Source organism: Agrobacterium sp. 20P9.1.2, assembly GCF_057799395.1.
Map to the genome: position 1 here is coordinate 550,596 of NZ_JBYOKI010000002.1, position 21,352 is coordinate 571,947.

Below are 21,352 nucleotides of genomic sequence, written 5' to 3' on the forward strand. Positions count from 1 at the left end.
TCAATAAATATCGGGTTCGGCAGCGGTGTTGCCAAAGCCCGTTTCCAGAAAATCGAAATCCGCGCCCGTATCGGCCTGCGCAACATGGCGCGCGAACATCCAGCCATAACCACGGCCAATCTTGTCGGCTGGCTGCACCCAGTCGGCACGACGGCGGGCAAGCTCCTCTTCGTCTACCAGCATGTCGATGGTGCGCGCCTCAAGATCAAGCTTGACGATATCGCCATTGCGCAACAGCGCCAGAGGTCCGCCGACATGGGACTCCGGCGAGACGTGCAGAATGCAGGCGCCGTAACTGGTGCCGCTCATGCGCGCATCGGACAGGCGCAGCATATCGCGATGACCCTGTTTCAACAGCGCTTTTGGAATGGGCAGCATGCCCCATTCCGGCATGCCCGGCCCACCCTGCGGGCCCGCACCTCTCAAAACCATGACATGATCCGGCGTGATATCGAGATTTTCATCATCAACCGCAGCCTTCATCTCAGGATATGTATCGAAGACGAGCGCCGGGCCCTGGTGCTTGTGAAATCTGGGATCGCAGGCGGCCGGTTTGATGACGGCGCCATTCGGCGCGAGATTGCCCTTCAGAACGGCCAGAGACCCTTCGTGATAAACGGGATTATCCAGCGAGCGAATGACATCATCATTGAAGCATTCCGCTCCCTTCAGCGTCTCACCCAGCGACAGTCCGGAAACGGTCAGCGCCGTCTGATCGAGCCTATCGCCCAGCTTGGCCATGAGGGCGCGCAGACCGCCCGCATAATAGAAATCCTCCATCAGATAGGTTTTGCCGGTGGGCCGGATATTGGCGAGCACGGGCGTAGTCCGTCCGGCGCGATCCAGATCCTCCAGCGTCAGCTTAATGCCTGCACGGCGCGCCATCGCCAGTAGGTGCACCACGGCATTGGTGGAACAGCCCGTGGCCATGGCAACGGCAACGGCATTGTTCACGGCGGCTTGCGTGAGTATCTGGTTTGGCGTCAGGTCTTCCCACACCATCTCCACGATGCGCCTGCCGCAGGCTGACGACATGCGAATGTGGTTGGCATCAGCCGCAGGGATGGAGCTTGCACCCGGCAGCGTCAGCCCCAGCGCCTCGGCAATCGCCGTCATGGTGCTGGCGGTACCCATGGTCATACAGTGGCCGTAGGAGCGGGCGATGCCAGCCTCTACCTCGACCCATTCATTTTCTGTGAGATTTCCAGCCCGGCGCTCATCCCAATATTTCCATGCGTCAGAGCCGGAACCGAGGGGTTTCCCCTGATAATTCCCGCGCAACATCGGCCCAGCCGGAAGATAAATCATGGGCAGGCCCATGCTGATCGCCCCCATCACAAGACCCGGCGTGGTCTTGTCGCAGCCACCCATCAGCACCGCGCCATCGACAGGGTGGGAACGCAGAAGCTCCTCCGCCTCCATCGCCAACATATTGCGATATAGCATGGTGGTCGGTTTCACGTAGCTTTCCGAAAGCGACAGGGCTGGCAGTTCCAAGGGAAAGCCGCCCGCCTGCAAAATGCCGCGCTTCACATCTTCCACGCGATGTTTGAAATGCGCATGGCAGGGATTTGCATCCGACCAGGTGTTGAGAATGGCGATGATGGGTTTGCCCATCCATTCTTCAAGCGCGTAACCCATCTGCATGGTGCGAGACCTGTGACCGGAACTTCTCAAATCATCCGGCGCGAACCACCGTGCGCTGCGCAGCATGTCTGCTGTTTTTTTCTTTTCCATGATGCCTGCTCTGTAACTCCTCATAGGAACAGCTGGTCTTAGCCAGCGAAGTCCCCCTGCCCTCCTCAAGACGTAAATGCATTGAAGCACTAAAACATCAGTGCATCAATGGTGAAATTGTGATTTAATGGTTCTACGGTGAAGCCTTGGAAGAGGTCGAAGGACTCATGATCAGAGACACGATGCTGGATCGCTCACGACAGGTGGCGCTACAGATTTACGAGATATTGCACAGGCGCATTCTGACTGTGGAGCTTGTTCCAGGAACCGTGCTGTCGCGCGCTTCCTTGCAGCTGGAATTCGGGGTGAGCCAGACACCGGTGCGCGATGCATTGATGCGCTTACAGGAAGACGGCGTGGTGGATGTCTATCCGCAATATGCGACTGTCGTTTCCAAGATCGATATTCGCCACGCTCAGCAGGCGCAGTTTCTTCGGCTTTCACTGGAGCTGGAGGCAGTCACGCGTTTGACGAAAGACAGCCCTGCCGCCACCGCGGCCGAACTCACCGATATTCTCGAAAAACAGAAAACTTTCGCATCACCGGAAACCTATGACAGTTTCGACGCCGCCGACCGGGAGTTTCATAGAAAACTCTATGAGCGGGCGGATATTCTCGACCTCTGGACCAATGTGCGCAGGCAAAGCGTGCATCTGGACCGCCTGCGGCGGCTGAACCTGCCCATGCCCGGAAAAATGCAGACTGTACTGAGAGATCATCAGTCAATCATCGATGGTATCCGGTCGGAAAACCCGGCAGAAGCAGCGGCAGCCTTGCGCAAACATCTCTCCGGTACTCTTTCGATTACCGGTTTGATCAGCGAGAAATTTCCAGAATATGTGCGGCAATAACCACCATTTTTCACGCTTTAGGTTCCCGTGCGTGAATGATGATCAGCTTATTATGACCTGCGTAACTTGCTATAAGCTATAAACATGATAATTCTTATCATAATATGGCATCCTTTCTCGCGAGTTTCCCCACTGTCGTTGCTGTTTGAAAGCTGACGGTGCGGCATCTGAACTGCAATGAATTCGCGTAAAATGCCAGTCTTGAAAACCGATGAGACAGGTTTGCGACTGTGACATACCTCCACTCGATGACATGCTTCACCGATGGCATCCGCGCTATTGGACCCGCCAAATGGCGCGGGCTGGATGGGCTGATCAGCGTATTCTGGGACGCGGAAGGACACGCGGGCGCCACGGGCTACTACCTTTCTCCTGACCCTCGCATCGTCATCTTCTTCAACGACGTCTCATCCCACATTCGCATGACGAACCGCGACAGCAGCGTTGCCGAACACTACCGCCCAATGAAGCGAGCGATTTATGTTCCCGCAGGCGTTCCACTGTGGACAAGTTTTACGTCGTTCCATCGCTTCTCGCATCTCGATATCCATCTGCACAAAGACCGGATGCTGAAATATCTATCCCCCTCGGTCGGGACATCGGTCGCGCTTACGGCGTTGCGGCGACCCGTGGAGATACAGGACGCAGGTGCCATCGAGGCCTTGGCCGGCCTGCTGGTGGATGAAGTATCTACGCCGTCGAAACATGCCATTTATGCTGAAAGCCTTGTCGGCAGCATCGTCACCGGTCTGCTCGACATCGGCGGAGAGCCCATCGAGCAGACGAATGCGAGACTGACGCAAGCACAAATGAACAAGCTCATTGCCGTGGTCAATGCACGCGCCGATTACCGCATGACGGTGGGCGAGATGGCGGAAACGGTCGGGCTTTCTGAAAGCTGGTTTGCCAATGTCTTCAAGCAAACGACAGGCAAAACACCATTGCAATGGCAACTCGGCAAACGCATCAGCCTCGCCCAGAGCATGCTAACCGAAAGCGACCTCAGCGTCGCCGCCATCGCAGCCCAACTCGGCTTTTCAGATCAGGCACATCTGACGAAAACGTTCCGACAGGTCGCGGGTGAAACACCTGCCGCATGGCGGCGTATGCGGCAGGTCGAGTAAAAGGTCCACCCGCATTTAGGCGGATGGACCTTCGTGCGTTACCAGGTCTGACGCAATGTCGCGTAGATCGCACGGCCAGGGTTGTAATAGTAGGCACCCCCGTCATCATTAGCGATATGCTTCTCATCAAAGAGGTTGCTGGCGTTCAACTGGAACGTCGTGTTCTCTTGGATTTTGTAGGTAAAGGCCGCATCGAAGACTACGGCCCCGTCAGACTTACGGGTGTTCGCATTATCGAAATAATACGGCCCGATATAACGTGCGCCTAGACCGAAGGTCATGTCGCCACGTGCGCCTTCGCCTTCCCAGGTATAGGTACCCCAAAGAGATGCCATATGTTCCGGAACCTGTGCAAATTTCTTGCCGTCGTAACCGTTAGCGTTGGTGGGTTCTACGATCTTGGAATCGATGTAGGCATAGGCGGCAATCAGATTGATATTATTCGTCATTTCTACCTTGGCCTCAAGATCGAGGCCACGATGACGAACTTTTTCGACCGTCGCTTCCAAATAGCTCGGCGCTTCTCGCGTCGTAATATTTTCTAGGGTCAGATCATAGACAGATGCAGTAAACAACGCGGGCAGTGCATCGGGCTGATATTTTACACCGGCCTCATATTGCTTTCCGGTCGTCGGCTCGATGCCCGTCGTTGGAGGCGCTACAGATTCAGCGTAACTCGTATAGACGGCGAGTTCATCTGTCAGTTTGTAACTCAGGCCCAAGCGTTTGCTGAATTCGCTATAATCTCCCGACTTTGTCGAAGCTGTAACTCGATTTGTCTCATCAAGATTGAGCCAATCGTTACGAAGCCCAACGCTTGCGGTGATCTTGTCAAAGAAAACGAGATCTTGCTGAAGGTAAATGGCATGTGTTGTCTGATCGTTTTGCTTGCTCTCTGTAACAGGTATATTGCTGGGCAAACCTGAATAGACGGGGTTTTGCCAGTCTATGCCGGTCGCCGTCCCACCCCAACTGGGTCGATACAAACCGTAGCTAATGGACTCAGAATCAACTTTTTTATAGTCGGATCCCAAAAGTGTGCGGCTTTCTATTTGGTCAAAATTTGTCTCGTAGAGCAGATGCGCATCAATGACGAATTGTTCGTCCGAGCTGTCTCCTCCGAAGAAGTTGCGGTCCACAACTGTGTCCGACGGGTCGCTGGCACCTAATTCATCATAAAGGTACGCATATCCGAACTTGTTCTTTGACTTGCTATAGCGTGCGTTCGAATTGAATGTCAGGCCGCTTCCGAAATCGTGATCGAACATTACACTGTAAGTGTTTCTGTTCGTCTCATCGAAGTTGTAATCAGGTTCACCAAAAAATTTATCCCGATCAAAATCAGTAAATCTAGGATGTCCACCGCCGCTCGGTGTTCCATCTTTATCCAGATGATCAAAAACGAATGAAAGGCTCGTCATATCTGTGGGACGCCACGTTACACCGCCCATGATGAAGTTTTCGTCGTTCTGCGAATAATCATATTCAGCGTTTGATCGCTGGAATTTGCCGGTGAGACGATAAGACAAGGTGTCGTCTTCGGTGATGTTGTCACCAAAATCGAATCCTGCTTCTTTATGAGCAAATGATCCGCCCGTACCATAGATTTCACCGAAACGTTCTGTCTTGGGCCTCTTCGTCACGTAGTTCACCGCACCGCCAGGATCGGAAACTCCAAAGCCGGTAGAATTGGCGCCCTTCAGTACCTCGACGCGCTCATAACCATAGGGTTCTTCCAGAATGCCGCCCCAGCTTCTGCCAATCGCTAACCCGTCGCGATAGGTGTATGGGCTGAAGCCGCGAATTTTGAAGTAATCATATCGGTCATCCGAACCATAATAATCCGTGACCACTCCCGCAGTATATTGCACGACCTGTTCAATGTTGCTGGCACCGCGTTCTTCGATTTCCTTGGACGTAATGACGGAAACAGACGCTGGCGCCGTCAGAATATCGGTCGGCATCTTTCCGACTGCGGTCGTTTTCTTGGCAACGATCGACTTCGAGTCGTCATCCCCACCCGTGCCCTGAACCGTAATCGTCTCCAGCACCGTGCTGCCACCCTGCCCGGCAGCATCTTGAGCCATCACGCGAACAGGCGCAAAGGCGACAAGCGCTGTGCAGCCGAGCAAGAGGGCGCTGCGATATCGGCGTTGCGACTGTGTTCGGTCTGCGCTTGTGGTTTCAATGGTCATGATCAAATTCCAGAACTCATGTTGCTGTGTCTGGCAAGCTGGGTGAAAATCCAGTTGCCCCCCTTGATGGGCTGATAACTTGAGGGCGTTAGTCTGGTATTGTACAATTCCACGGTTTTGTAAAAAACCATGGAAACTTCGCCGCTCTTGGCGACGCTTCTCCCACATGGGTCTTGACCTTGCAGAGTGAAGCTGAGACTTGAAGTCAACTTTTAACGTCGAGAGAGTGTCGCCAATGCTGCGCTTCGTTCGCGCTTTTGCGCCCGTGATTGTAACGTTTCTATCGCTTGTGATGGGCAATGCCGCCTTGGCCGGGGAGAACACTTCCTACCCCATCGTCATCAAACATGCCTTTGGCACGACCACGATTCCCAAGAAGCCCGAGCGCGTGGCGACTGTTGCATGGGCAAATCACGAGGTGCCGCTGGCGCTGGGCATCGTCCCGGTCGGCTTTGCCTCGGCCAATTTCGGCGATGATGACGGTGACGGCATCCTTCCCTGGGTGGCGGAGAAGCTTAAGGCACTTGGTGCAGAAAAGCCCGTTCTCTTCGATGAAGGCGATGGCATTGATTTCGAAGCCGTCGCTGCGACGAAGCCGGATGTCATCCTGGCTGCCTATTCCGGCCTGAGCCAAGCCGACTATGACACTTTGAGCCAGATTGCCCCTGTCGTCGCCTATCTAGAATCGCCATGGGCAACCGATTGGCGGGACATGATCCGCTTCAACAGCGCTGGTCTCGGCATGGCCGAGGAAGGCGAGGCACTGATCAAACGCACGGAAGCCGAAATTGCCGAAGTCGTTGCCGGGGTTCCCCAACTCAAAGGCAAATCGGCCATGTTCGTCACCCATCTGGACACGACCAATCTCAGCACGGTCAATTTCTATACCGCCAATGATACCCGCGTGAAATTCTTCGCCGATCTCGGTTTGTCATCCCCCAAAAGTGTCAGGGAAGCAACGACGCCCGGCCAGTTTGCCTCGAGCGTCAGCGCGGAGCGCGTGGATGCGTTTGACGACGTGGATATCGTCGTCACCTATGGCGGCCAGCCGTTGCTGGACGCAGTGAAGGCCGATCCGCTTCTGTCCAGAATGCCCGCGGTCGAGCATGATTCCATCGTCATGCTGGGTCGAAATCCGCTGGGCACGGCAGCCAATCCGACACCGCTTTCGATTTCGTGGATTTTGAAAGACTACGTCGGCATGCTTGCCAAGGCCGTGGAGAAGGCTGGAAAACAATAATGACGTTTCGATACGTCAGGCAGAAAGCGCCGGGTGTGGTTCTCAAACGCTCGAACAGCGTCAGATCACTCTGGCTTCTGGCGCTGATGACAGCTCTTTTTCTGTTGTGCATGCTATCCGTTGCTATCGGTACGCGTGACGTCGCCTGGGGCGACATTTTCTCGGCACTTAGCGGACAAATGGAAAATATCGGTCAGGCGGCGGTTGCGGTTCGCATTCCACGCACCGTGCTTGCCATGTTTGCTGGCGGGGCGCTGGGACTTTCCGGCGCGATCATGCAAGGCGTCACGCGCAATCCGCTGGCTGATCCGGGCATTTTAGGCGTGAATATGGGCGCTTCGCTGGCCGTCGTTATCGGTGTTGCCTGGTTTAATATCGCCTCAGCCAATGCCTTCATCTGGACGGCGATCATTGGCGCTGGCTGTTCGGCGGTTTTCGTTTACACGATTGGCTCGCTGGGTCGCGGAGGTGCCACACCTCTCAAGCTGGCACTTGCTGGCGCGGCGACTTCCGTCGCATTTTCATCGCTGGTCATCGCGGTCGTGCTGCCGCGAAACGACATCGCTGGCGGCATTCGGTCCTGGCAGATCGGCGGCGTCGGCGGCGCGACATTCGACCGTATTTCGCACATATTGCCCTTTCTGGCCGTCGGCTTCCTCATCAGCATCCTCTCGGCCAGAAAACTGAACTCTCTCGCCTTGGGTGATGAACTTGCCGCTGGGCTGGGTGAACGTGTGGCCATCGCCCGCGCTTTTTCGGCCCTTGGCGCAATCACCCTCTGCGGGGCAACGACCGCGGTCTGCGGGCCAATCGGCTTTCTGGGGCTTATCGTGCCGCATCTCTGCCGCCTGCTTGTCGGCGTCGATCACCGTTGGCTTTTGCCGTTTTCGGCGCTGGGCGGCGCATGCCTGCTGCTTGCGGCCGATATTGTCGGGCGCATCGTTTCCCGCCCGGCGGAGCTTGATGTCGGCATCGTAACAGCGCTGATCGGTGCACCGTTTTTCATCTGGGTCGTCAGACGTCAGCGGGTGCGCGACCTATGACGATGCTGTCTCCTATCATCGATTCCATCGTGGAACAGCGCAACGGACATGCACGCCGACGCATGACGGTGATTGCGGTTCTTGTCACGCTGCTGCTTGCCGTATTTTCGCTTACCCTTGTTCTCGGTCAGTCCTTGACCCCACCGGCGGACGTGCTGCGCGTTCTGCTGGGTGAAGATGTGGCGGGGGCAAGCTTTACCGTTGGTCAGTTGCGGCTGCCGCGAGCGCTGCTTTCCGTTCTCGCAGGCCTGAGCTTCGGCCTTGGCGGCGTTGCCTTTCAGATCATGCTGCGCAATCCGCTCGCAAGCCCCGACATCATTGGCATTAGTTCCGGTGCCAGCGCGGCAGCGGTGTTTGCCATCGTTGTACTGTCGCTGAAAGGGCCAATTGTATCCGTCTTTGCGGTGGTTGCCGGTCTTGGAGTCGCTTTGTCGGTCTATGCGCTGTCCTCCCGCAACGGGGTTGCCGGAACACGGCTTATCCTCGTCGGCATCGGTGTTTCCGCAATGCTGGAAAGCGTCATCGCCTATATTCTGTCCACCGCCCCCGCATGGAACCTGCAAGAGGCGATGCGCTGGCTGACGGGCAGCGTCAATGGCGCGCAGCTTTCGCAAGTCCTGCCGCTTCTCCTGGGGCTTGCCATCTTCGGCGGTCTGCTGCTGAGTCGCCAGCGTGATCTGGAAGCGTTGCGGCTGGGCGATGACACGGCTGCGGCACTTGGCGTGCGGGTCGGCGTCACCCGCATCGTGGTCATCGTGGCCGCTGTGGGCATGATTGCCTTTGCCACAGCTGTTACAGGACCAATCGCTTTTGTCGCCTTTCTCGCAGGGCCGATTGCCGCCCGGGTCGTCGGACCCAACGGCTCATTGCTCCTCCCTGCAGCCCTGATCGGAGCGCTGCTTGTCTTGGCCGGGGATTATGCCGGGCAATTCCTGCTGCCAAGCCGCTATCCCGTCGGTGTCGTCACCGGGGCTCTCGGCGCACCCTATCTGATTTTCCTAATCATTCGCGTCAACCGGACCGGAGGCTCGCTTTGACCGCCCATTCCCTTACCGCCAGCCAACTTTCAGCCGGTTATGGTGACAACGTCATTCTGGAGGGGCTCGATCTTGCCGTTCCTCCGGGTCGGATCACGGTGATTGTCGGGGCCAATGCGTGCGGCAAATCCACACTTTTGCGCACCATGTCACGGCTTATTTCGCCGCGCCGGGGGCATGTCTTGCTGGACGGGAAATCCATTCACAGCACGGCCCCTCGCAAGCTTGCGCAGACGCTGGGCCTGCTTCCGCAATCGCCAATCGCGCCGGAAGGCATAACCGTTGCCGACCTCGTCAGCAGAGGACGCCACCCGCATCAGGGACTGTTGTCCCGCTGGACCACAAAGGATGATGAAGCAGTCGCAGCCGCACTCGAGGCGACGAAGACCTTTGAACTGGCGGAACGGCCCGTCGATGAGCTCTCCGGCGGCCAGCGGCAGCGTGTGTGGATTGCCATGGCGCTGGCCCAGCAGACCGAAATCCTGTTGCTGGACGAGCCGACCACCTTTCTCGACATCAGCCATCAGGTCGAGGTTCTGGACCTGCTGACGGACCTCAACCACACGCGCGGAACGACCATCGTCATGGTGCTGCATGATCTCAATCTCGCCGCACGTTATGCGGACCATCTGGTGGCCATGGCAGCCGGACGTCTGCATGTCATCGGCACGCCGGAGCAGGTCTTGACCGAACAGAATGTGCGCGAGGTCTTTGGGCTGGAAAGCCGCATCATCACCGACCCCACATCGGGCAGGCCAATCATGCTTCCCATCGGCCGCCACCGGATGAGTTCCGCGCCGGACGACGCGGGCGTCGTCTGAGATGCAGCCGCATTCATCTCATTCGTCAATCGCTGTAAACAAATTGTCATGATCGCTGGGCATTTTGCCCAGCATCGACTCACGTCTGGCTATGACGTGTCTCGCAAAGGCATATTGCAATAAATGAATTGAGGAGGCTGTCATGGCCAAGCTACGCGCATATTTCCCACTTTTCCGCTCAACCCTGCTTGCATCCGTCGCTGCGTTCGGCATCGCATCACATGCGCAAGCGTTTGACGCTGCCGAGCCTTCCGGCGCCGGCTACAGCATTTCCGTTCCTGCACCCTCGGTCGAATATCCGCTGCCTGTCGCGGAAAACTATCACAACCAGACGGGCAAGAACGCCAAGGGCGAAAGCGTCAACGCCTATGATGACAAGGATAATCCCGTCATCAAAATCCTGTCCGGCTTCAACCGCATCTGGACGCTGGGTGATGAGAACTGGGCCAATGGCGGCGCGAATGGCGATGGCCCGAAAGACTATAGCAAGGTCACAGTCCTGAACCCCGACGTCTGGACGGAGAACATGCGTTACGTGCTTTCCGTCACCGGAAAGAACCGCACGGGCGCTGCCGCTCTGGACGCCTATCTCAACGACCGTCGCTCGCAAGGTTACAGCGTCATCGAAGGCCTGGGACCACTGGCAGATTGGTATCGGGAGGGCGCCGGTGCGACCACCACCATCAACCATACGCTGAGCGACTTCAACGTCAATGAAGTCATTACCAAACGGGAAGACGACAAGGGAACGGAAGCAGGTTCGCCGGATTCGGAGCTGAAGAATTTCGGCGCCTTCATGGCGCTGATGCGCGGCCCCGAGGGGACGACCTCGCCCTCCAAATACTTCTACTCCACTCCCCGTCCATGGCGCATGAATGCCAAGGGCGAGGTGATCGAGACCGGCACCGAAACCATCGGCGACAAGACATTCGAGCGCTACGAGTCCGAGCCTGACGTCACTGTACCCGCCTTGCGCTATGCGCGCGAAAACCGGGGTCGCGCAAAGGATGGTGGATTTCCAAGCGGCCACACCAATGCGGCCTATCTGGCGGCAATCGTCTATGCCTATGCAGTACCGGAGCGTTTTTCCGAACTGCTGACAAAAGCGTCGCAGCTTGGCGAAACCCGCATCGTGGCAGGCATGCACTCGCCGCTCGATGTCATCGGCGGGCGCATCACCGCCACCGCCATTGCTGCTGCCGTTCTGCAAGACCCGAAAGTGGCCGATGTGAAAAAGGCCGCGCATGATGAGGTGCAGGCCTATCTCACCAAGCGCCTGCCGCAGGGCCAGACACTTGAAGCCTTTGCGCATAGTGCAGATATCGACGCAGACCGCTTCGCGAATGAGAGCACCAATAAGGCTGATTATCGCAAGCGGATGACCTATTCGTTCAAGCGTGATCTGTCCGCTCCGAACTTGGCCATGGTCGTGCCGCAGGGTGCCGAAGTCCTGTTGGAAACGCGCCTCCCCTATCTTGACGCAGGCCAACGCCGTGCGGTTCTCTTTTCCACCGGCATCGAGTCCGGCTATCCTTTGCTGGATGACAGCAATGGCTGGGGCCGCATCAATCTCGTCGCAGCTGCTTCCGGCTATGGATCGTTCGACGGCGATGTGAATGTGGCGATGGACGCAGCCGCTGGCGGTTTCAACGCCCAAGATAGCTGGACGAATGATATTGCAGGCACAGGTCGTCTGGTAAAATCCGGCACTGGCGAACTGGAACTCGCTGGCACCAACAACTATTCCGGCGGCACCGTTCTCAAAGACGGGACGTTGACGGCAGCGTCCAAAACCGCACTGGGAACCGGCAGCGTGCTGGTGTCTGGCGGAACGCTGAAACTCGCGGCGTCCGATGCGGTCGGCATCAACGGCAACTACAGCCAAACAGGTGGTACTCTCTCTCTTGATGCAAAGAAAACCGCGCTGCACATCAAGGGCAAGGCCGACATAGAAAATGCCACGCTTGAGCTGACATTCGACGGCGATGCGCCAGCGGCGGGAACGCGATTTGACGTGCTGTCGGCTGATGGCCTGACTAGCTCTTTCGCCTCCATAAATGCCAATGGCGTCAAGGTCCGCCCGGTTTACACCGGCACTACCTTGACCGTCATCGTCGAATAGTCGCGAAACAACTTTAAAGGAGGTGCGGGCCCGATCGTGTCTGCGCCCCTTCACAACGGTCCCGACATGGGTTAGAAGCCGCTCCGTTATCCGGTCGCAGCCCACCCGGTCAAAACAAGGGATCCTGAATTATGAAGACTATCGTCATCTGCTCCGGCGGATTGGACTCCGTTTCGCTCGCGCATAGAATTGCTGCGGAACATCAACTTTTAGTCCTCGTCTCCTTTGATTATGGCCAGCGCCATAAGAAAGAACTGGACTTTGCGGCGCTCTGCGCAAACCGCCTCGGCGTTCCGCACCACATCATCGACATCAGAACCATCGGCGCACATCTGACGGGTTCCGCATTGACGGATGATGTCGAGGTTCCCGACGGCCATTATGCTGAAGAAACGATGCGCTCCACCGTCGTTCCCAACCGCAACGCCATCATGCTGACCATCGCCTTTGGTCTGGCAGCAGCCCAGCAGGCGGATGCCGTGGCCATCGCGGTCCATGGCGGCGACCATTTCATCTATCCGGACTGTCGTCCCGGTTTTATCGACAATTTCAACGACATGCAGCGCCGCGCTTTGGAAGGCTATGCCAGCGTCAAGCTTTTCGCGCCGTATGTTACGGTCTCCAAGGCCGACATCGTGACCGATGGCGCAAAGCACAACACCCCCTTTGCCGACACATGGTCCTGCTACAAGGGCGGGCAGCGCCACTGCGGGCGCTGCGGTACTTGCGTGGAGCGGCGCGAAGCGTTTCATCTTGCTGGCGTCGATGATCCAACGGATTATGAAGACCCGGATTTCTGGAAGGCCGCCACCAGCGCCTATGCTGCGCAAGAGGTGCGGTAATGTTTCGCATCACCAAGGAATTCCATTTTTCCGCGTCGCATCAGCTGAAAGGTCTGCCCGCAGATCATCAATGCGCGCGGCTCCACGGCCATAATTACATCGTCGAGGTAGAGCTTTCCGGTGAAGAGCTGAACGAGCATGGCTTTGTTCGCGATTATCAGGAACTTACCCCGCTCAAACATTACATCGATGACCACTTCGACCACCGGCACCTGAACGACGTTCTCGGTCATGACATGGTGACTGCGGAGCGTCTCGCCCAGCATTTCTACGACTGGTGCAAAGAACGGCTGCCAGAAACCAGCGCCGTCCGGGTCAGCGAGACCGCAAAGACCTGGGCGGAATATCGGCCCCGGCGCCAGCCATGAGCGACCGCAAAGACGCCCCGATCCGCATCAGCGAAATCTTCGGCCCCACCATTCAGGGCGAGGGTTTGCTGATTGGCGTTCCCACCGTCTTCGTGCGTACCGGTGGCTGCGATTATCGCTGCTCGTGGTGTGACACGCTGCATGCGGTCGATAGCGAATATCGGGATGACTGGAAACCCATGGCTGTCGATGCCATCTGGCAGGAGGTGACGCGGCTATCCGGCGGCAAACCGCTAACCATTTCCCTTTCCGGCGGCAACCCGGCCATTCAGCCACTTGGGGCCTTGATCAAGAAAGGGCACGGCGAAGGCTACCGTTTCGCGCTGGAAACGCAGGGCAGCATTACGAAAGACTGGTTTGCCGATCTGGACTATCTGGTTCTCAGCCCCAAACCGCCATCCAGCGGCATGCAGACGGACTGGGCGGCTTTCGAAGCCTGTCTTGATTCAGCCGGGCAAACACCGCAGACCGCTTTGAAATTCGTGATCTTCGATGATGTCGATTACGCCTACGCCAAGGCTGCGTCGGCACGCTATCCCCATCTTCCGGTCTACCTCCAACCCGGAAACCACACGCCACCCCCGCCGGATGACGACGACGCGGTGGTCGATATCGATGGTGTGATGGACCGGATGTTGTGGCTGGTGGACAAGGTCAGCGCCGACCGCTGGTTCGATGTTCGCGTGCTGCCGCAACTGCATGTTTTACTGTGGGGCAACAAACGCGGCGTCTGAAGCAGGCTTATGTCTTGCGGATATGAAACCTGTGTCCACCGTCCGTCGCGACGGTTTCCAGCAGTTCATGCCCGTCTTCGCGGCACATATGCGGAATGTCGATGACGGCCAGCGGATCGCTGGTTTCCACCCAAAGCTCTTCGCCCGCGCTCATAGTGGACAGTTTCTTGCGGCTTTTCAAAACAGGAAGGGGGCATTTCAGCCCCCTTAAATCGTAGATATCCTGAACGGACGCCGTCATTCCTTGGCCCAGAACTTCCAGAATGGTTTCTTCTGGGCATCTTCAGCCGATGGCTGTGCCGTGAAGGCCAGTGGATTGACGGCCGGAACCGGAATGCTTTGCGCTGCTGCGACCTGCGGGCCCGAAGGCGCCGGGGCTGCGGAAGCCACCATAGTTGGGGCTGCCGGACGGGCCGTTGCTGGCTGCTGCGTCGTAGCAGTCGGAGCGACCGTCGCGCGCGGATTGGCAGAGGATGCGATGGCGGTTGCGGCTGGAGCGGTCAGACCCTTTGCGGCCTTCTTCTCCATCAGCGCAGCAAACTCTGTTTCTTTCATCAGCTTGCCAGCCTTAAGGGCGGAGCCGGTCGGCGCATAGGCAGGTTCGCGGCCCTTGCGCTTTTCGGCAACCAGCGCCTTGCGCTCGGCTTCGCTCGGATCATACCAGACCATGCCATCGAGTTTCTTTGCTGCCTTATCATAGGCAACATCATAGGTCTTCTCGTAGCTTGAAAGCGCGCTCGCCAAAGCTGGCGGCGTGCTCATCTGCGGGCAGGCCGCAGAGGCGTTGAACTGGCCGCCTGCCGTCTGCTGGTTGAAGACGTATTTCTTTTCGCAGACATTGACCTCGGGCGGGCGCTTGGTGACTTCGAAATTGTCGTAGCCGACCTTGAGCATTTTCCAAAATTCGAAATGCTCGCTGTTGCGGTGCCGCGCCATGTTTTCCGCTGTCATGCGGAAGGGCAGAGCCTGAAGCTGCACGGTCTTCTGGCCGCCCTTGAAGGCGTCACGCGCAAAGCCGTAGATTTCCAGCACCTGCGCATCGGTCATGGAATAGCAGCCAGACGACGAACAGGCGCCGTGGATCATCAGGTTCGTGCCGTTGCGGCCATTGGCCTGATCGTAACGGTTCGGGAAACCCGTGTTGATGGCAAGATAATAGTTGGAGTTGGGGTTCAGGTGCCCCGGTGTCAGGTTATAATAACCTTCAGGCGCCTGACGGTCGCCTTCTTTCACCTTGGGTCCAAGCTTACCCGACCATGCGCAAATGTCGTATGACGCGATCATATCGAAACGATTGTCGCGCTTGGCTTTCCAGATTTCGAGCTTACCCTCTTCCTTGAAGATACGGATCATGATCGGCGCATTGCGATCCATATTCTTCTTGTCCATCTCAGCCAAGATGGACGGAGACAGCGGGTACTCGACTTTGTTTTTGACATGGGAAACGTCCCGCTCGACGGTTTCGAGCGTTTCGTTACAGCCTGCCAGCATGAGAGCGGTACAGGCAAGCAGCGCAATATGTCTCAAACGCATGGCGTTTCACCGGTTTGCAGGATGTGACACGGTGGTAAAATAATTCCGATTTGATTACAAGTCTGTCGACTTGCGATCGGCAGCCAATTTCCGGAAAATGTGTCCTGATTGACGGTCATGAGGTCATCGGTTTCGTTGAAATTCTGGCAATGATTATAGCTGACAAAGCCTTAACACATCGCTACCCGGCCTGCGAACCGTTCGACTTGCAGCAAAGTCGAACTCCATTATATTCCCTATATGATTGATCTGTTTACGACTTATTGGCCCCACATATTGGCAACCCTGTCTATTATCATGGGTGCCAGTGCCGCCATTCATGCGACGATGACGAAGCAGGAAGTGCGCACGGCGCTGGGCTGGGTCGGCGTGATCCTGCTTTCACCCGTCGTGGGGGCCGTGATTTACGGCATTGCCGGCATCAATCGCATCCGCCGCAGTACATTGGGCCAGCAGCGCTCGCTGATGCATGGCACGATCATGGATCGCGTCGCCCGTTTCGATGCCGATCATGATCTGGTGGTGGAGCGTTTCGGCCGCCGTTTCGTCGCCATGAAAAACGTAGGCGACCGCGTTACCCGTAACGCGCTGACGACGGGCAATGAGATCGAACCGCTCATCTCCGGCGACATCGCCTATGCCGCCATGCTGGAAGCCATCAGCAACGCAAAACGATCAATCATTCTGGAAACCTACATCTTCGATCAAGATCGGATCGGTCTTCGTTTTGTGGAGTCCCTGGCGCAGGCGCGGGACCGCGGCGTTGAGGTGCGGGTGCTGGTGGATGCGGTTGGCGCGCGCTATTCCGTTCCCAGCATCATGCCAGGCCTCAAGAAAGCGGATATCCGTGCCGCCGTTTTCAACGGCAACGTCATTATGGGATTGCGCCTGCCCTATGCCAATCTGAGAACGCACCGCAAGATTCTGGTGGTCGACGGGCGGATAGCCTTTACCGGCGGCATGAACATTCGCGAAGTCTTTACCGCCGAATTTTCCGGCGACCGCCAGTCGCGTGACACCCATTTCAAGGTGAAAGGTCCGCTTGTCGCCGATCTGTTTACAGTTGCCGCCGAGGACTGGCGGTTTACCACCCGTGAATTGCTTGATGGTCCGGTCTGGGATGTCACCCTTCCCGAGGGCAAGCCCGGCTCAGCGGTGTTTGGCCGCGTGGTGCCATCGGGGCCGGATAACAGCATCGAGACCAGCCACAAGATGCTGATGGGCGCATTTTCGGTCGCACGCTCGTCCATCCGCATCATGTCACCCTATTTCCTGCCGGACAGGGAGCTGATTTCGGCGCTGACGACCGCCGCACGGCGCGGAGTTCAGGTCGATATCATCGTTCCCGCAAACAACAATCTGACGCTCGTCGACCATGCAATGACCGCGCAGTTCGATCAGATACTGAGAAACCAATGCCGCATCTGGCGCGCCACGGGCGCATTCAATCACTCCAAACTCCTCGTCATCGACGACCGCTGGTCCTATGTCGGATCATCGAATCTCGATCCACGGTCGTTGCGATTGAACTTTGAGGTGGACATAGAAGTTATCGATGACAGGTTTGCCCATGCGGTTTCCGAAAGAATGACGGAAGCCATGGAACAGGCGACGCCGGTGAAGCTGGAAGAACTGCGGGCAAGGCCATTTGTCCTTCGCCTGTTCGAACGGGTTTTATGGCTGGCATCGCCCTATCTCTAGAGAGCCCGGCAAGACCGTCGCATATTCGCTTTATAGCTTTGCGAAATCGGCTGAAGTGATTGAGGAATGAGGATTTTTGATGCGAGACAAGAAAATGATGCGCACGAAACCTGAAAGCCTTTCCTCGGTTCTCATCACATCCTTTCGCAATCGCAAGAAACGTCAGAGTGAAAGCGACACATGCAGCGAAGAGGGCTTTCCCGTTATTGCATCCTACAATGTCCATAAATGTGTCGGGCGGGATCGCAAATTCGATCCGGATCGTATCTGCCACGTCATTCAGGAAATCGGTGCCGACATCATAGCCTTACAGGAAGCCGACAGCCGTTTCGGCGAACGTACTGGCCTGCTCGATCTTATCAGACTGGAGCGGGATTGCGGACTTGTTCCGGTTCCCATTGCGGCTGGCACGAAGGCGCATGGCTGGCACGGCAATGTCGTTCTGTTTAAGGAAGGTGCCGTTCGCGACGTGCACCGCCTCAAGCTTCCCGGTCTGGAACCTCGCGGGGCGCTGGTGGCAGAACTGGAACTGAAGCTGGGCGGAACGCTGCGCATCATCGCTGCACATTTTGGTCTGCTTCGCCACTCGCGCGCGCAACAGGCAAAAGCGTTGGTGGAACTGCTAAACACGAGAGACGAGCAGCCGACCATCCTGCTGGGCGATCTCAACGAGTGGCGATTGGGGAATGGCTCTTCCCTCAATACATTCCGCGAAGCTTTTGGCACGCTACCGCCCGCCGTTCCAAGCTTTCCATCCGGCATGCCGGTCTTGGCACTGGACAGGATCATTTCCAACCGCGTTGGCCTGATCGGTAATGTGACAGCGCATGATAGCGCGCTGTCACGCATCGCATCCGACCATCTGCCGCTGAAAGCCGCTATCCGGACCGATATTCTTACCGCCTGAAAAGGCGGGGCAGCCAACTGCGCCCGCCTTTTTTAGCCATTAGCGAAGCAGCGATTTTGCTTCTTCGATGCCCAATGCCGCCGGCTGGGTGCAGGTGGTGGTCAACTCGATGAATCGACCCTCTTCACCCGATTTCAGGATCGATGTCATCACATCGATACCGTGCAGCGAACGATCCAGCGAGCACCGTGCATCGCGTCCCTCGGTCAATGCAATGGCCATGTCTGCAAGGCCTGCCGTGCGATAGTTTGCGCGCGCGCCCTGCGGGCTTTCCTGATTGGCTATGCCGAAGGGATGATCCCAGTTTTCGAGCGGCTTGATGTCCTTATCGCGACCACTGGCCTCGACAACACCGCCGAAGAAGTTGGGGTCCGGCACATAAATCGAACCTTCAGTGCCATAGAGCTCCATATTGGCGTGGCGATGAGACCAGACATCCCAGCTGGCTGACAGCGTGATCGTCGCGCCATTTACGAATTCCAGAAGTGCGTGGATATTGGTCGGCGTTTCGACTGGAATGATCTGCCCGTTCAGCGGCTGGCTGGTGACGGTACGGGTTGGATTCGCCATGGAGGTCAAAGCACCAACGCGTTTGACCGGGCCGATCAAATTGATGAGATTGGCGACGTAATAGGGACCAAGATCGAGGATCGGGCCGCCACCGGCGAGAAAGAAGAAGCCGGGATTGGGGTGCCACATTTCCATGCCGGGGCTCATGACATGGCATGTGCCGGACGTGATGCGCCCAACCTTGCCTTCATCGATATATTTCCGCGCAAGCTGATGCGCGCCACCGAGGAACGTATCCGGTGCGCAACCGACGGCGAGCTTCTTTTCCGTCGCGATACGCCGCAGTTCTTCGCCTTCTTCCAGCGTAAGCACAAGCGGCTTTTCCGAGTAGACATGTTTGCCCGCTTCGAGAATGGCCTTGGAGACCGCGAAGTGGGCGGATGGAATGGTGAGGTTCACCACCACATCGATTTCGTCGTTCTGAAGCAGTTCCTCGATGGATTGCGCTTTGACACCGTATTCTTCGGCTCTCAGCTCTGCCGCACTGCGGTTAAGGTCTGCACAGGCCAGAACTTTCAGACCCCTGAAGAGCGGGGAGAGCGAAAAATAGGTCGTTGAGATATTGCCGCATCCAATGATGCCGACGCCAAGTTCCTTGGCCATGAATGTCACTCCGGATTTTGGATTAGTAGCTGTTGAAGGATGCGATCGATCGGGTGATCAAACGGTCGACATCCTTCGGATTGTCATGTTCGACGACATAATATTTGACGGCGGTTTTCTTCAGCACATCGACAAGACCTTTCCAGTCCACCGTGCCGTGGCCAACATCCGCCCAGCCGTCTTCATCCGTATTTTCACCGGCTAGTGCGATGTCCTTCACATGCACAGCCGTGATGCGGCTGGCGTAACGCTCAATCCATTCAAGGGGATCGGCTTTGCCGCGAATGATCCAGGCAATGTCCGCTTCCCACTCCAGCTCAGGGCCGCCTGCAAAGATTTGCTCCTGTGGTGTGGAGCCGTCTTCCAGCTTCACGAATTCGAAGTCATGATTGTGCCAGCCAAATGCCAAACCTGCGTCGCGGTAGGGCTTGGCAACTTCCTGAAGACGCTTGCCGAAAGCCAGCCAGCCAGCAGCGTCGGTGGGGCGCTGATCCGGCATGAGGTGCGGGCAATAGATCGTTTCCACGCCGAGGATTTTCGCGATGTTCAGCGCTTTCTGGGGTTCTTTCTCCAGCATGTCCAAACCGAAATGACCGGTCGGCATGGTCAGATTGTTGGCATCGAGATCGCTGCGCAGAGCTTTCAGGGCCGCATCGTCCATCGTGCCGTAAATGCCGCCGAAGCCTTCGACATGGGCGTAGCCTGCCGCTGAGAGCTTCTTGAGAATATCCGAAAGCGGCGGGAAGTTGCGCGCGCTGTAAAGTTGAAAGCCAAGTTTCGTCATCTGTCTCTCCTGACATTGGGACGGTGTCTGGTGGAATGAAGGGTTGTCTTAGATGCGCTCTTCCGTCGTCGCATCGAACAGTGAGGCCATGGACATATCGAAGGCGAGCTTGACCTTCGTTCCGGGCGAGAAGCGCCGGTGCCCGCCAACGCGAACCGAAAGCGTGTGACCCGCAAGCTTGAGCCAGATAAGGTTATCCGCACCCATCGGCTCTTCGATGTCGACCACGGCGTCATGAATATCGCCGCCGGTGATGTCGTTATCGACCCGCACATGCTCCGGACGCACGCCAAGAACGGCAGGGGTTCCTGCGGTGAGTGGCGTGGAGGCATCATAGCCATCGAGGGTGAAGCTGACGCCATTGGCCACGAATTCGACCTTGCCGTTTTTCTCAGCCAGTTCGCCGCGCAGGAAGTTCATGGACGGGGAGCCGATGAAGCCGGCAACGAACAGGTTCCTTGGCCTGTTGTAGATGGAAATTGGATCATCCAGCTGCTGGATGACGCCACTTTTCATGATGGCGATGCGGTCTGCCAGCGTCAGCGCTTCGATTTGATCATGCGTGACGTAGATCATTGTGTTTTTCAGCGACTGGTGGAGCCGTTTGATTTCCACGCGCAGTTCCGAGCGCAGTTTTGCATCGAGGTTGGACAGTGGCTCATCGAACAGAAACACATCGACGTCGCGCACCAATGCGCGGCCGATGGCGACACGCTGACGCTGCCCGCCCGAAAGCTCGGCGGGCTTTCTTTTCAGCAGCGGCTCGATCTGGAGAATGCCCGCCGCGCGCTTCACGCGCCGGTCGATCTCATCCTTCGGTACTTTGGCCACCTGCAGGCCGAAGGACAGGTTCTTTTCCACCGTCATCTGCGGGTAGAGCGCGTAAGACTGGAACACCATACCGATGCCGCGATCTTTCGGCTCTTCCCATGTGACGTTGCGATCCTTGATGAATATCTGCCCTTCCGTCGGCTCCAGAAGTCCGGCGATGCAATTGAGCAATGTGGATTTTCCGCAACCGGAAGAGCCGAGAAGAACGAGAAACTCACCTTCGTAAATATCGAGATTGAGATCGGTCAGCACGTTGACCGCACCGAATGACAAAGACAGGTCGCGAATGGAGACGCTTTTATTCATGAA

Annotated in this window: 19 protein-coding genes; 12 read left to right on the top strand and 7 right to left on the bottom strand. The window is 56.9% G+C overall.

The features are described 5' to 3' along the window. Positions 1 to 1,737 carry an L-arabinonate dehydratase gene (gene araD, locus AC27VJ_RS08385; protein WP_488683623.1) on the bottom strand — a complete coding sequence of 579 codons (1,737 nt, stop codon included), beginning with the start codon at positions 1,735 to 1,737 and terminating at the stop codon, positions 1 to 3. A gap of 167 nt (positions 1,738 to 1,904) precedes the next feature. Here araD and AC27VJ_RS08390 point away from each other — a divergent pair, with 167 nt between their 5' ends. Then, positions 1,905 to 2,588 (top strand): GntR family transcriptional regulator, encoded by a 684-nt coding sequence (locus AC27VJ_RS08390; protein WP_488683624.1) that lies wholly within the window; start codon positions 1,905 to 1,907, stop codon positions 2,586 to 2,588. Positions 2,589 to 2,818: 230 nt separating this feature from the next. Beyond that, the gene (locus AC27VJ_RS08395) at positions 2,819 to 3,712 is read left to right on the top strand and encodes a helix-turn-helix domain-containing protein (RefSeq protein WP_488683625.1); all 894 of its coding nucleotides are present in this window, start codon (positions 2,819 to 2,821) and stop codon (positions 3,710 to 3,712) included. A gap of 38 nt (positions 3,713 to 3,750) precedes the next feature. On the opposite strand, the gene AC27VJ_RS08400 is transcribed toward AC27VJ_RS08395, so the two are convergent. After that, positions 3,751 to 5,907, bottom strand: a complete 2,157-nt coding sequence (locus AC27VJ_RS08400) for a TonB-dependent siderophore receptor (protein ID WP_488683627.1) — start codon at positions 5,905 to 5,907, stop codon at positions 3,751 to 3,753. Between the two features lie 235 nt (positions 5,908 to 6,142). Here AC27VJ_RS08400 and AC27VJ_RS08405 point away from each other — a divergent pair, with 235 nt between their 5' ends. The 8 genes from AC27VJ_RS08405 to queE all read left to right on the top strand — a co-directional run bounded on the left by AC27VJ_RS08405 (position 6,143) and on the right by queE (position 14,114). After that, positions 6,143 to 7,147 (top strand): iron-siderophore ABC transporter substrate-binding protein, encoded by a 1,005-nt coding sequence (locus tag AC27VJ_RS08405; protein WP_488683628.1) that lies wholly within the window; start codon positions 6,143 to 6,145, stop codon positions 7,145 to 7,147. Beyond that, entirely contained in the window at positions 7,147 to 8,190 is a 1,044-nt protein-coding gene (locus tag AC27VJ_RS08410; protein WP_488683629.1) for a FecCD family ABC transporter permease, read from the top strand. The genes AC27VJ_RS08405 and AC27VJ_RS08410 overlap by 1 nt, the downstream gene beginning before the upstream one ends. A 2-nt stretch (positions 8,191 to 8,192) precedes the next feature. After that, complete coding sequence (locus AC27VJ_RS08415) at positions 8,193 to 9,227, top strand: FecCD family ABC transporter permease (protein WP_488683805.1); 1,035 nt, start codon at positions 8,193 to 8,195, stop codon at positions 9,225 to 9,227. Further along, positions 9,224 to 10,048 carry an ABC transporter ATP-binding protein gene (locus tag AC27VJ_RS08420; RefSeq protein ID WP_488683630.1) on the top strand — a complete coding sequence of 275 codons (825 nt, stop codon included), beginning with the start codon at positions 9,224 to 9,226 and terminating at the stop codon, positions 10,046 to 10,048. The genes AC27VJ_RS08415 and AC27VJ_RS08420 overlap by 4 nt, the downstream gene beginning before the upstream one ends. 142 nt (positions 10,049 to 10,190) lie before the next feature. Further along, positions 10,191 to 12,170, top strand: coding sequence for an acid phosphatase (locus AC27VJ_RS08425; protein WP_488683631.1), 1,980 nt, complete (start codon positions 10,191 to 10,193; stop codon positions 12,168 to 12,170). Between the two features lie 131 nt (positions 12,171 to 12,301). After that, a complete protein-coding gene (gene queC, locus AC27VJ_RS08430) occupies positions 12,302 to 13,012 on the top strand; it encodes a 7-cyano-7-deazaguanine synthase QueC (protein ID WP_488683632.1) in 711 nt (236 codons plus the stop codon). Further along, positions 13,012 to 13,380 (top strand): 6-carboxytetrahydropterin synthase QueD, encoded by a 369-nt coding sequence (gene queD, locus AC27VJ_RS08435; protein ID WP_488683633.1) that lies wholly within the window; start codon positions 13,012 to 13,014, stop codon positions 13,378 to 13,380. Before queC ends, queD begins: the two co-directional genes overlap by 1 nt. After that, entirely contained in the window at positions 13,377 to 14,114 is a 738-nt protein-coding gene (gene queE / locus AC27VJ_RS08440; RefSeq protein WP_488683634.1) for a 7-carboxy-7-deazaguanine synthase QueE, read from the top strand. Before queD ends, queE begins: the two co-directional genes overlap by 4 nt. 7 nt (positions 14,115 to 14,121) lie before the next feature. On the opposite strand, the gene AC27VJ_RS08445 is transcribed toward queE, so the two are convergent. Together AC27VJ_RS08445 and AC27VJ_RS08450 are read right to left on the bottom strand one after the other, a co-directional pair. After that, positions 14,122 to 14,355 (bottom strand): sulfurtransferase TusA family protein, encoded by a 234-nt coding sequence (locus AC27VJ_RS08445; RefSeq protein WP_113086650.1) that lies wholly within the window; start codon positions 14,353 to 14,355, stop codon positions 14,122 to 14,124. Then, positions 14,352 to 15,647, bottom strand: a complete 1,296-nt coding sequence (locus tag AC27VJ_RS08450) for a L,D-transpeptidase family protein (RefSeq protein WP_113086651.1) — start codon at positions 15,645 to 15,647, stop codon at positions 14,352 to 14,354. Before AC27VJ_RS08450 ends, AC27VJ_RS08445 begins: the two co-directional genes overlap by 4 nt. 240 nt (positions 15,648 to 15,887) lie before the next feature. On the opposite strand from AC27VJ_RS08450, the gene AC27VJ_RS08455 reads away from it, so the two are divergent. Beyond that, on the top strand, positions 15,888 to 17,348 hold the full coding sequence (locus AC27VJ_RS08455; protein WP_488683635.1) for a phospholipase D-like domain-containing protein: 1,461 nt from the start codon (positions 15,888 to 15,890) through the stop codon (positions 17,346 to 17,348). A gap of 97 nt (positions 17,349 to 17,445) precedes the next feature. After that, positions 17,446 to 18,255, top strand: a complete 810-nt coding sequence (locus AC27VJ_RS08460) for an endonuclease/exonuclease/phosphatase family protein (protein ID WP_488683806.1) — start codon at positions 17,446 to 17,448, stop codon at positions 18,253 to 18,255. 39 nt (positions 18,256 to 18,294) lie between these two features. Here AC27VJ_RS08460 and AC27VJ_RS08465 read toward each other — a convergent pair whose 3' ends face one another. From AC27VJ_RS08465 to AC27VJ_RS08475, 3 genes are read right to left on the bottom strand one after another with little or no spacing between them, the layout of a single operon-like run. Then, a complete protein-coding gene (locus AC27VJ_RS08465; protein WP_488683636.1) occupies positions 18,295 to 19,428 on the bottom strand; it encodes a Gfo/Idh/MocA family protein in 1,134 nt (377 codons plus the stop codon). Positions 19,429 to 19,450: 22 nt separating this feature from the next. Continuing rightward, positions 19,451 to 20,212, bottom strand: coding sequence for a sugar phosphate isomerase/epimerase family protein (locus tag AC27VJ_RS08470; protein WP_488683637.1), 762 nt, complete (start codon positions 20,210 to 20,212; stop codon positions 19,451 to 19,453). A gap of 48 nt (positions 20,213 to 20,260) precedes the next feature. After that, positions 20,261 to 21,349, bottom strand: a complete 1,089-nt coding sequence (locus AC27VJ_RS08475; RefSeq protein ID WP_488683638.1) for an ABC transporter ATP-binding protein — start codon at positions 21,347 to 21,349, stop codon at positions 20,261 to 20,263. Positions 21,350 to 21,352 lie beyond the last annotated feature (3 nt).

Excerpts from the sequence above, each read along its gene's own strand:
- AC27VJ_RS08450 (WP_113086651.1), bottom strand. The coding sequence starts at position 15,647 with ATGCGTTTGAGACATATTGCGCTGCTTGCCTGTACCGCTCTCATGCTG.
- AC27VJ_RS08400 (WP_488683627.1), bottom strand. The coding sequence starts at position 5,907 with ATGACCATTGAAACCACAAGCGCAGACCGAACACAGTCGCAACGCCGA.
- AC27VJ_RS08415 (WP_488683805.1), top strand. The coding sequence starts at position 8,193 with ATGCTGTCTCCTATCATCGATTCCATCGTGGAACAGCGCAACGGACAT.
- AC27VJ_RS08445 (WP_113086650.1), bottom strand. The coding sequence starts at position 14,355 with ATGACGGCGTCCGTTCAGGATATCTACGATTTAAGGGGGCTGAAATGC.
- AC27VJ_RS08405 (WP_488683628.1), top strand. The coding sequence starts at position 6,143 with ATGCTGCGCTTCGTTCGCGCTTTTGCGCCCGTGATTGTAACGTTTCTA.
- AC27VJ_RS08460 (WP_488683806.1), top strand. The coding sequence starts at position 17,446 with ATGCGCACGAAACCTGAAAGCCTTTCCTCGGTTCTCATCACATCCTTT.
- queC (WP_488683632.1), top strand. The coding sequence starts at position 12,302 with ATGAAGACTATCGTCATCTGCTCCGGCGGATTGGACTCCGTTTCGCTC.
- AC27VJ_RS08390 (WP_488683624.1), top strand. The coding sequence starts at position 1,905 with ATGATCAGAGACACGATGCTGGATCGCTCACGACAGGTGGCGCTACAG.
- queE (WP_488683634.1), top strand. The coding sequence starts at position 13,377 with ATGAGCGACCGCAAAGACGCCCCGATCCGCATCAGCGAAATCTTCGGC.
- AC27VJ_RS08410 (WP_488683629.1), top strand. The coding sequence starts at position 7,147 with ATGACGTTTCGATACGTCAGGCAGAAAGCGCCGGGTGTGGTTCTCAAA.
- queD (WP_488683633.1), top strand. The coding sequence starts at position 13,012 with ATGTTTCGCATCACCAAGGAATTCCATTTTTCCGCGTCGCATCAGCTG.
- AC27VJ_RS08470 (WP_488683637.1), bottom strand. The coding sequence starts at position 20,212 with ATGACGAAACTTGGCTTTCAACTTTACAGCGCGCGCAACTTCCCGCCG.
- AC27VJ_RS08455 (WP_488683635.1), top strand. The coding sequence starts at position 15,888 with ATGATTGATCTGTTTACGACTTATTGGCCCCACATATTGGCAACCCTG.
- AC27VJ_RS08465 (WP_488683636.1), bottom strand. The coding sequence starts at position 19,428 with ATGGCCAAGGAACTTGGCGTCGGCATCATTGGATGCGGCAATATCTCA.
- AC27VJ_RS08475 (WP_488683638.1), bottom strand. The coding sequence starts at position 21,349 with ATGAATAAAAGCGTCTCCATTCGCGACCTGTCTTTGTCATTCGGTGCG.
- araD (WP_488683623.1), bottom strand. The coding sequence starts at position 1,737 with ATGGAAAAGAAAAAAACAGCAGACATGCTGCGCAGCGCACGGTGGTTC.
- AC27VJ_RS08425 (WP_488683631.1), top strand. The coding sequence starts at position 10,191 with ATGGCCAAGCTACGCGCATATTTCCCACTTTTCCGCTCAACCCTGCTT.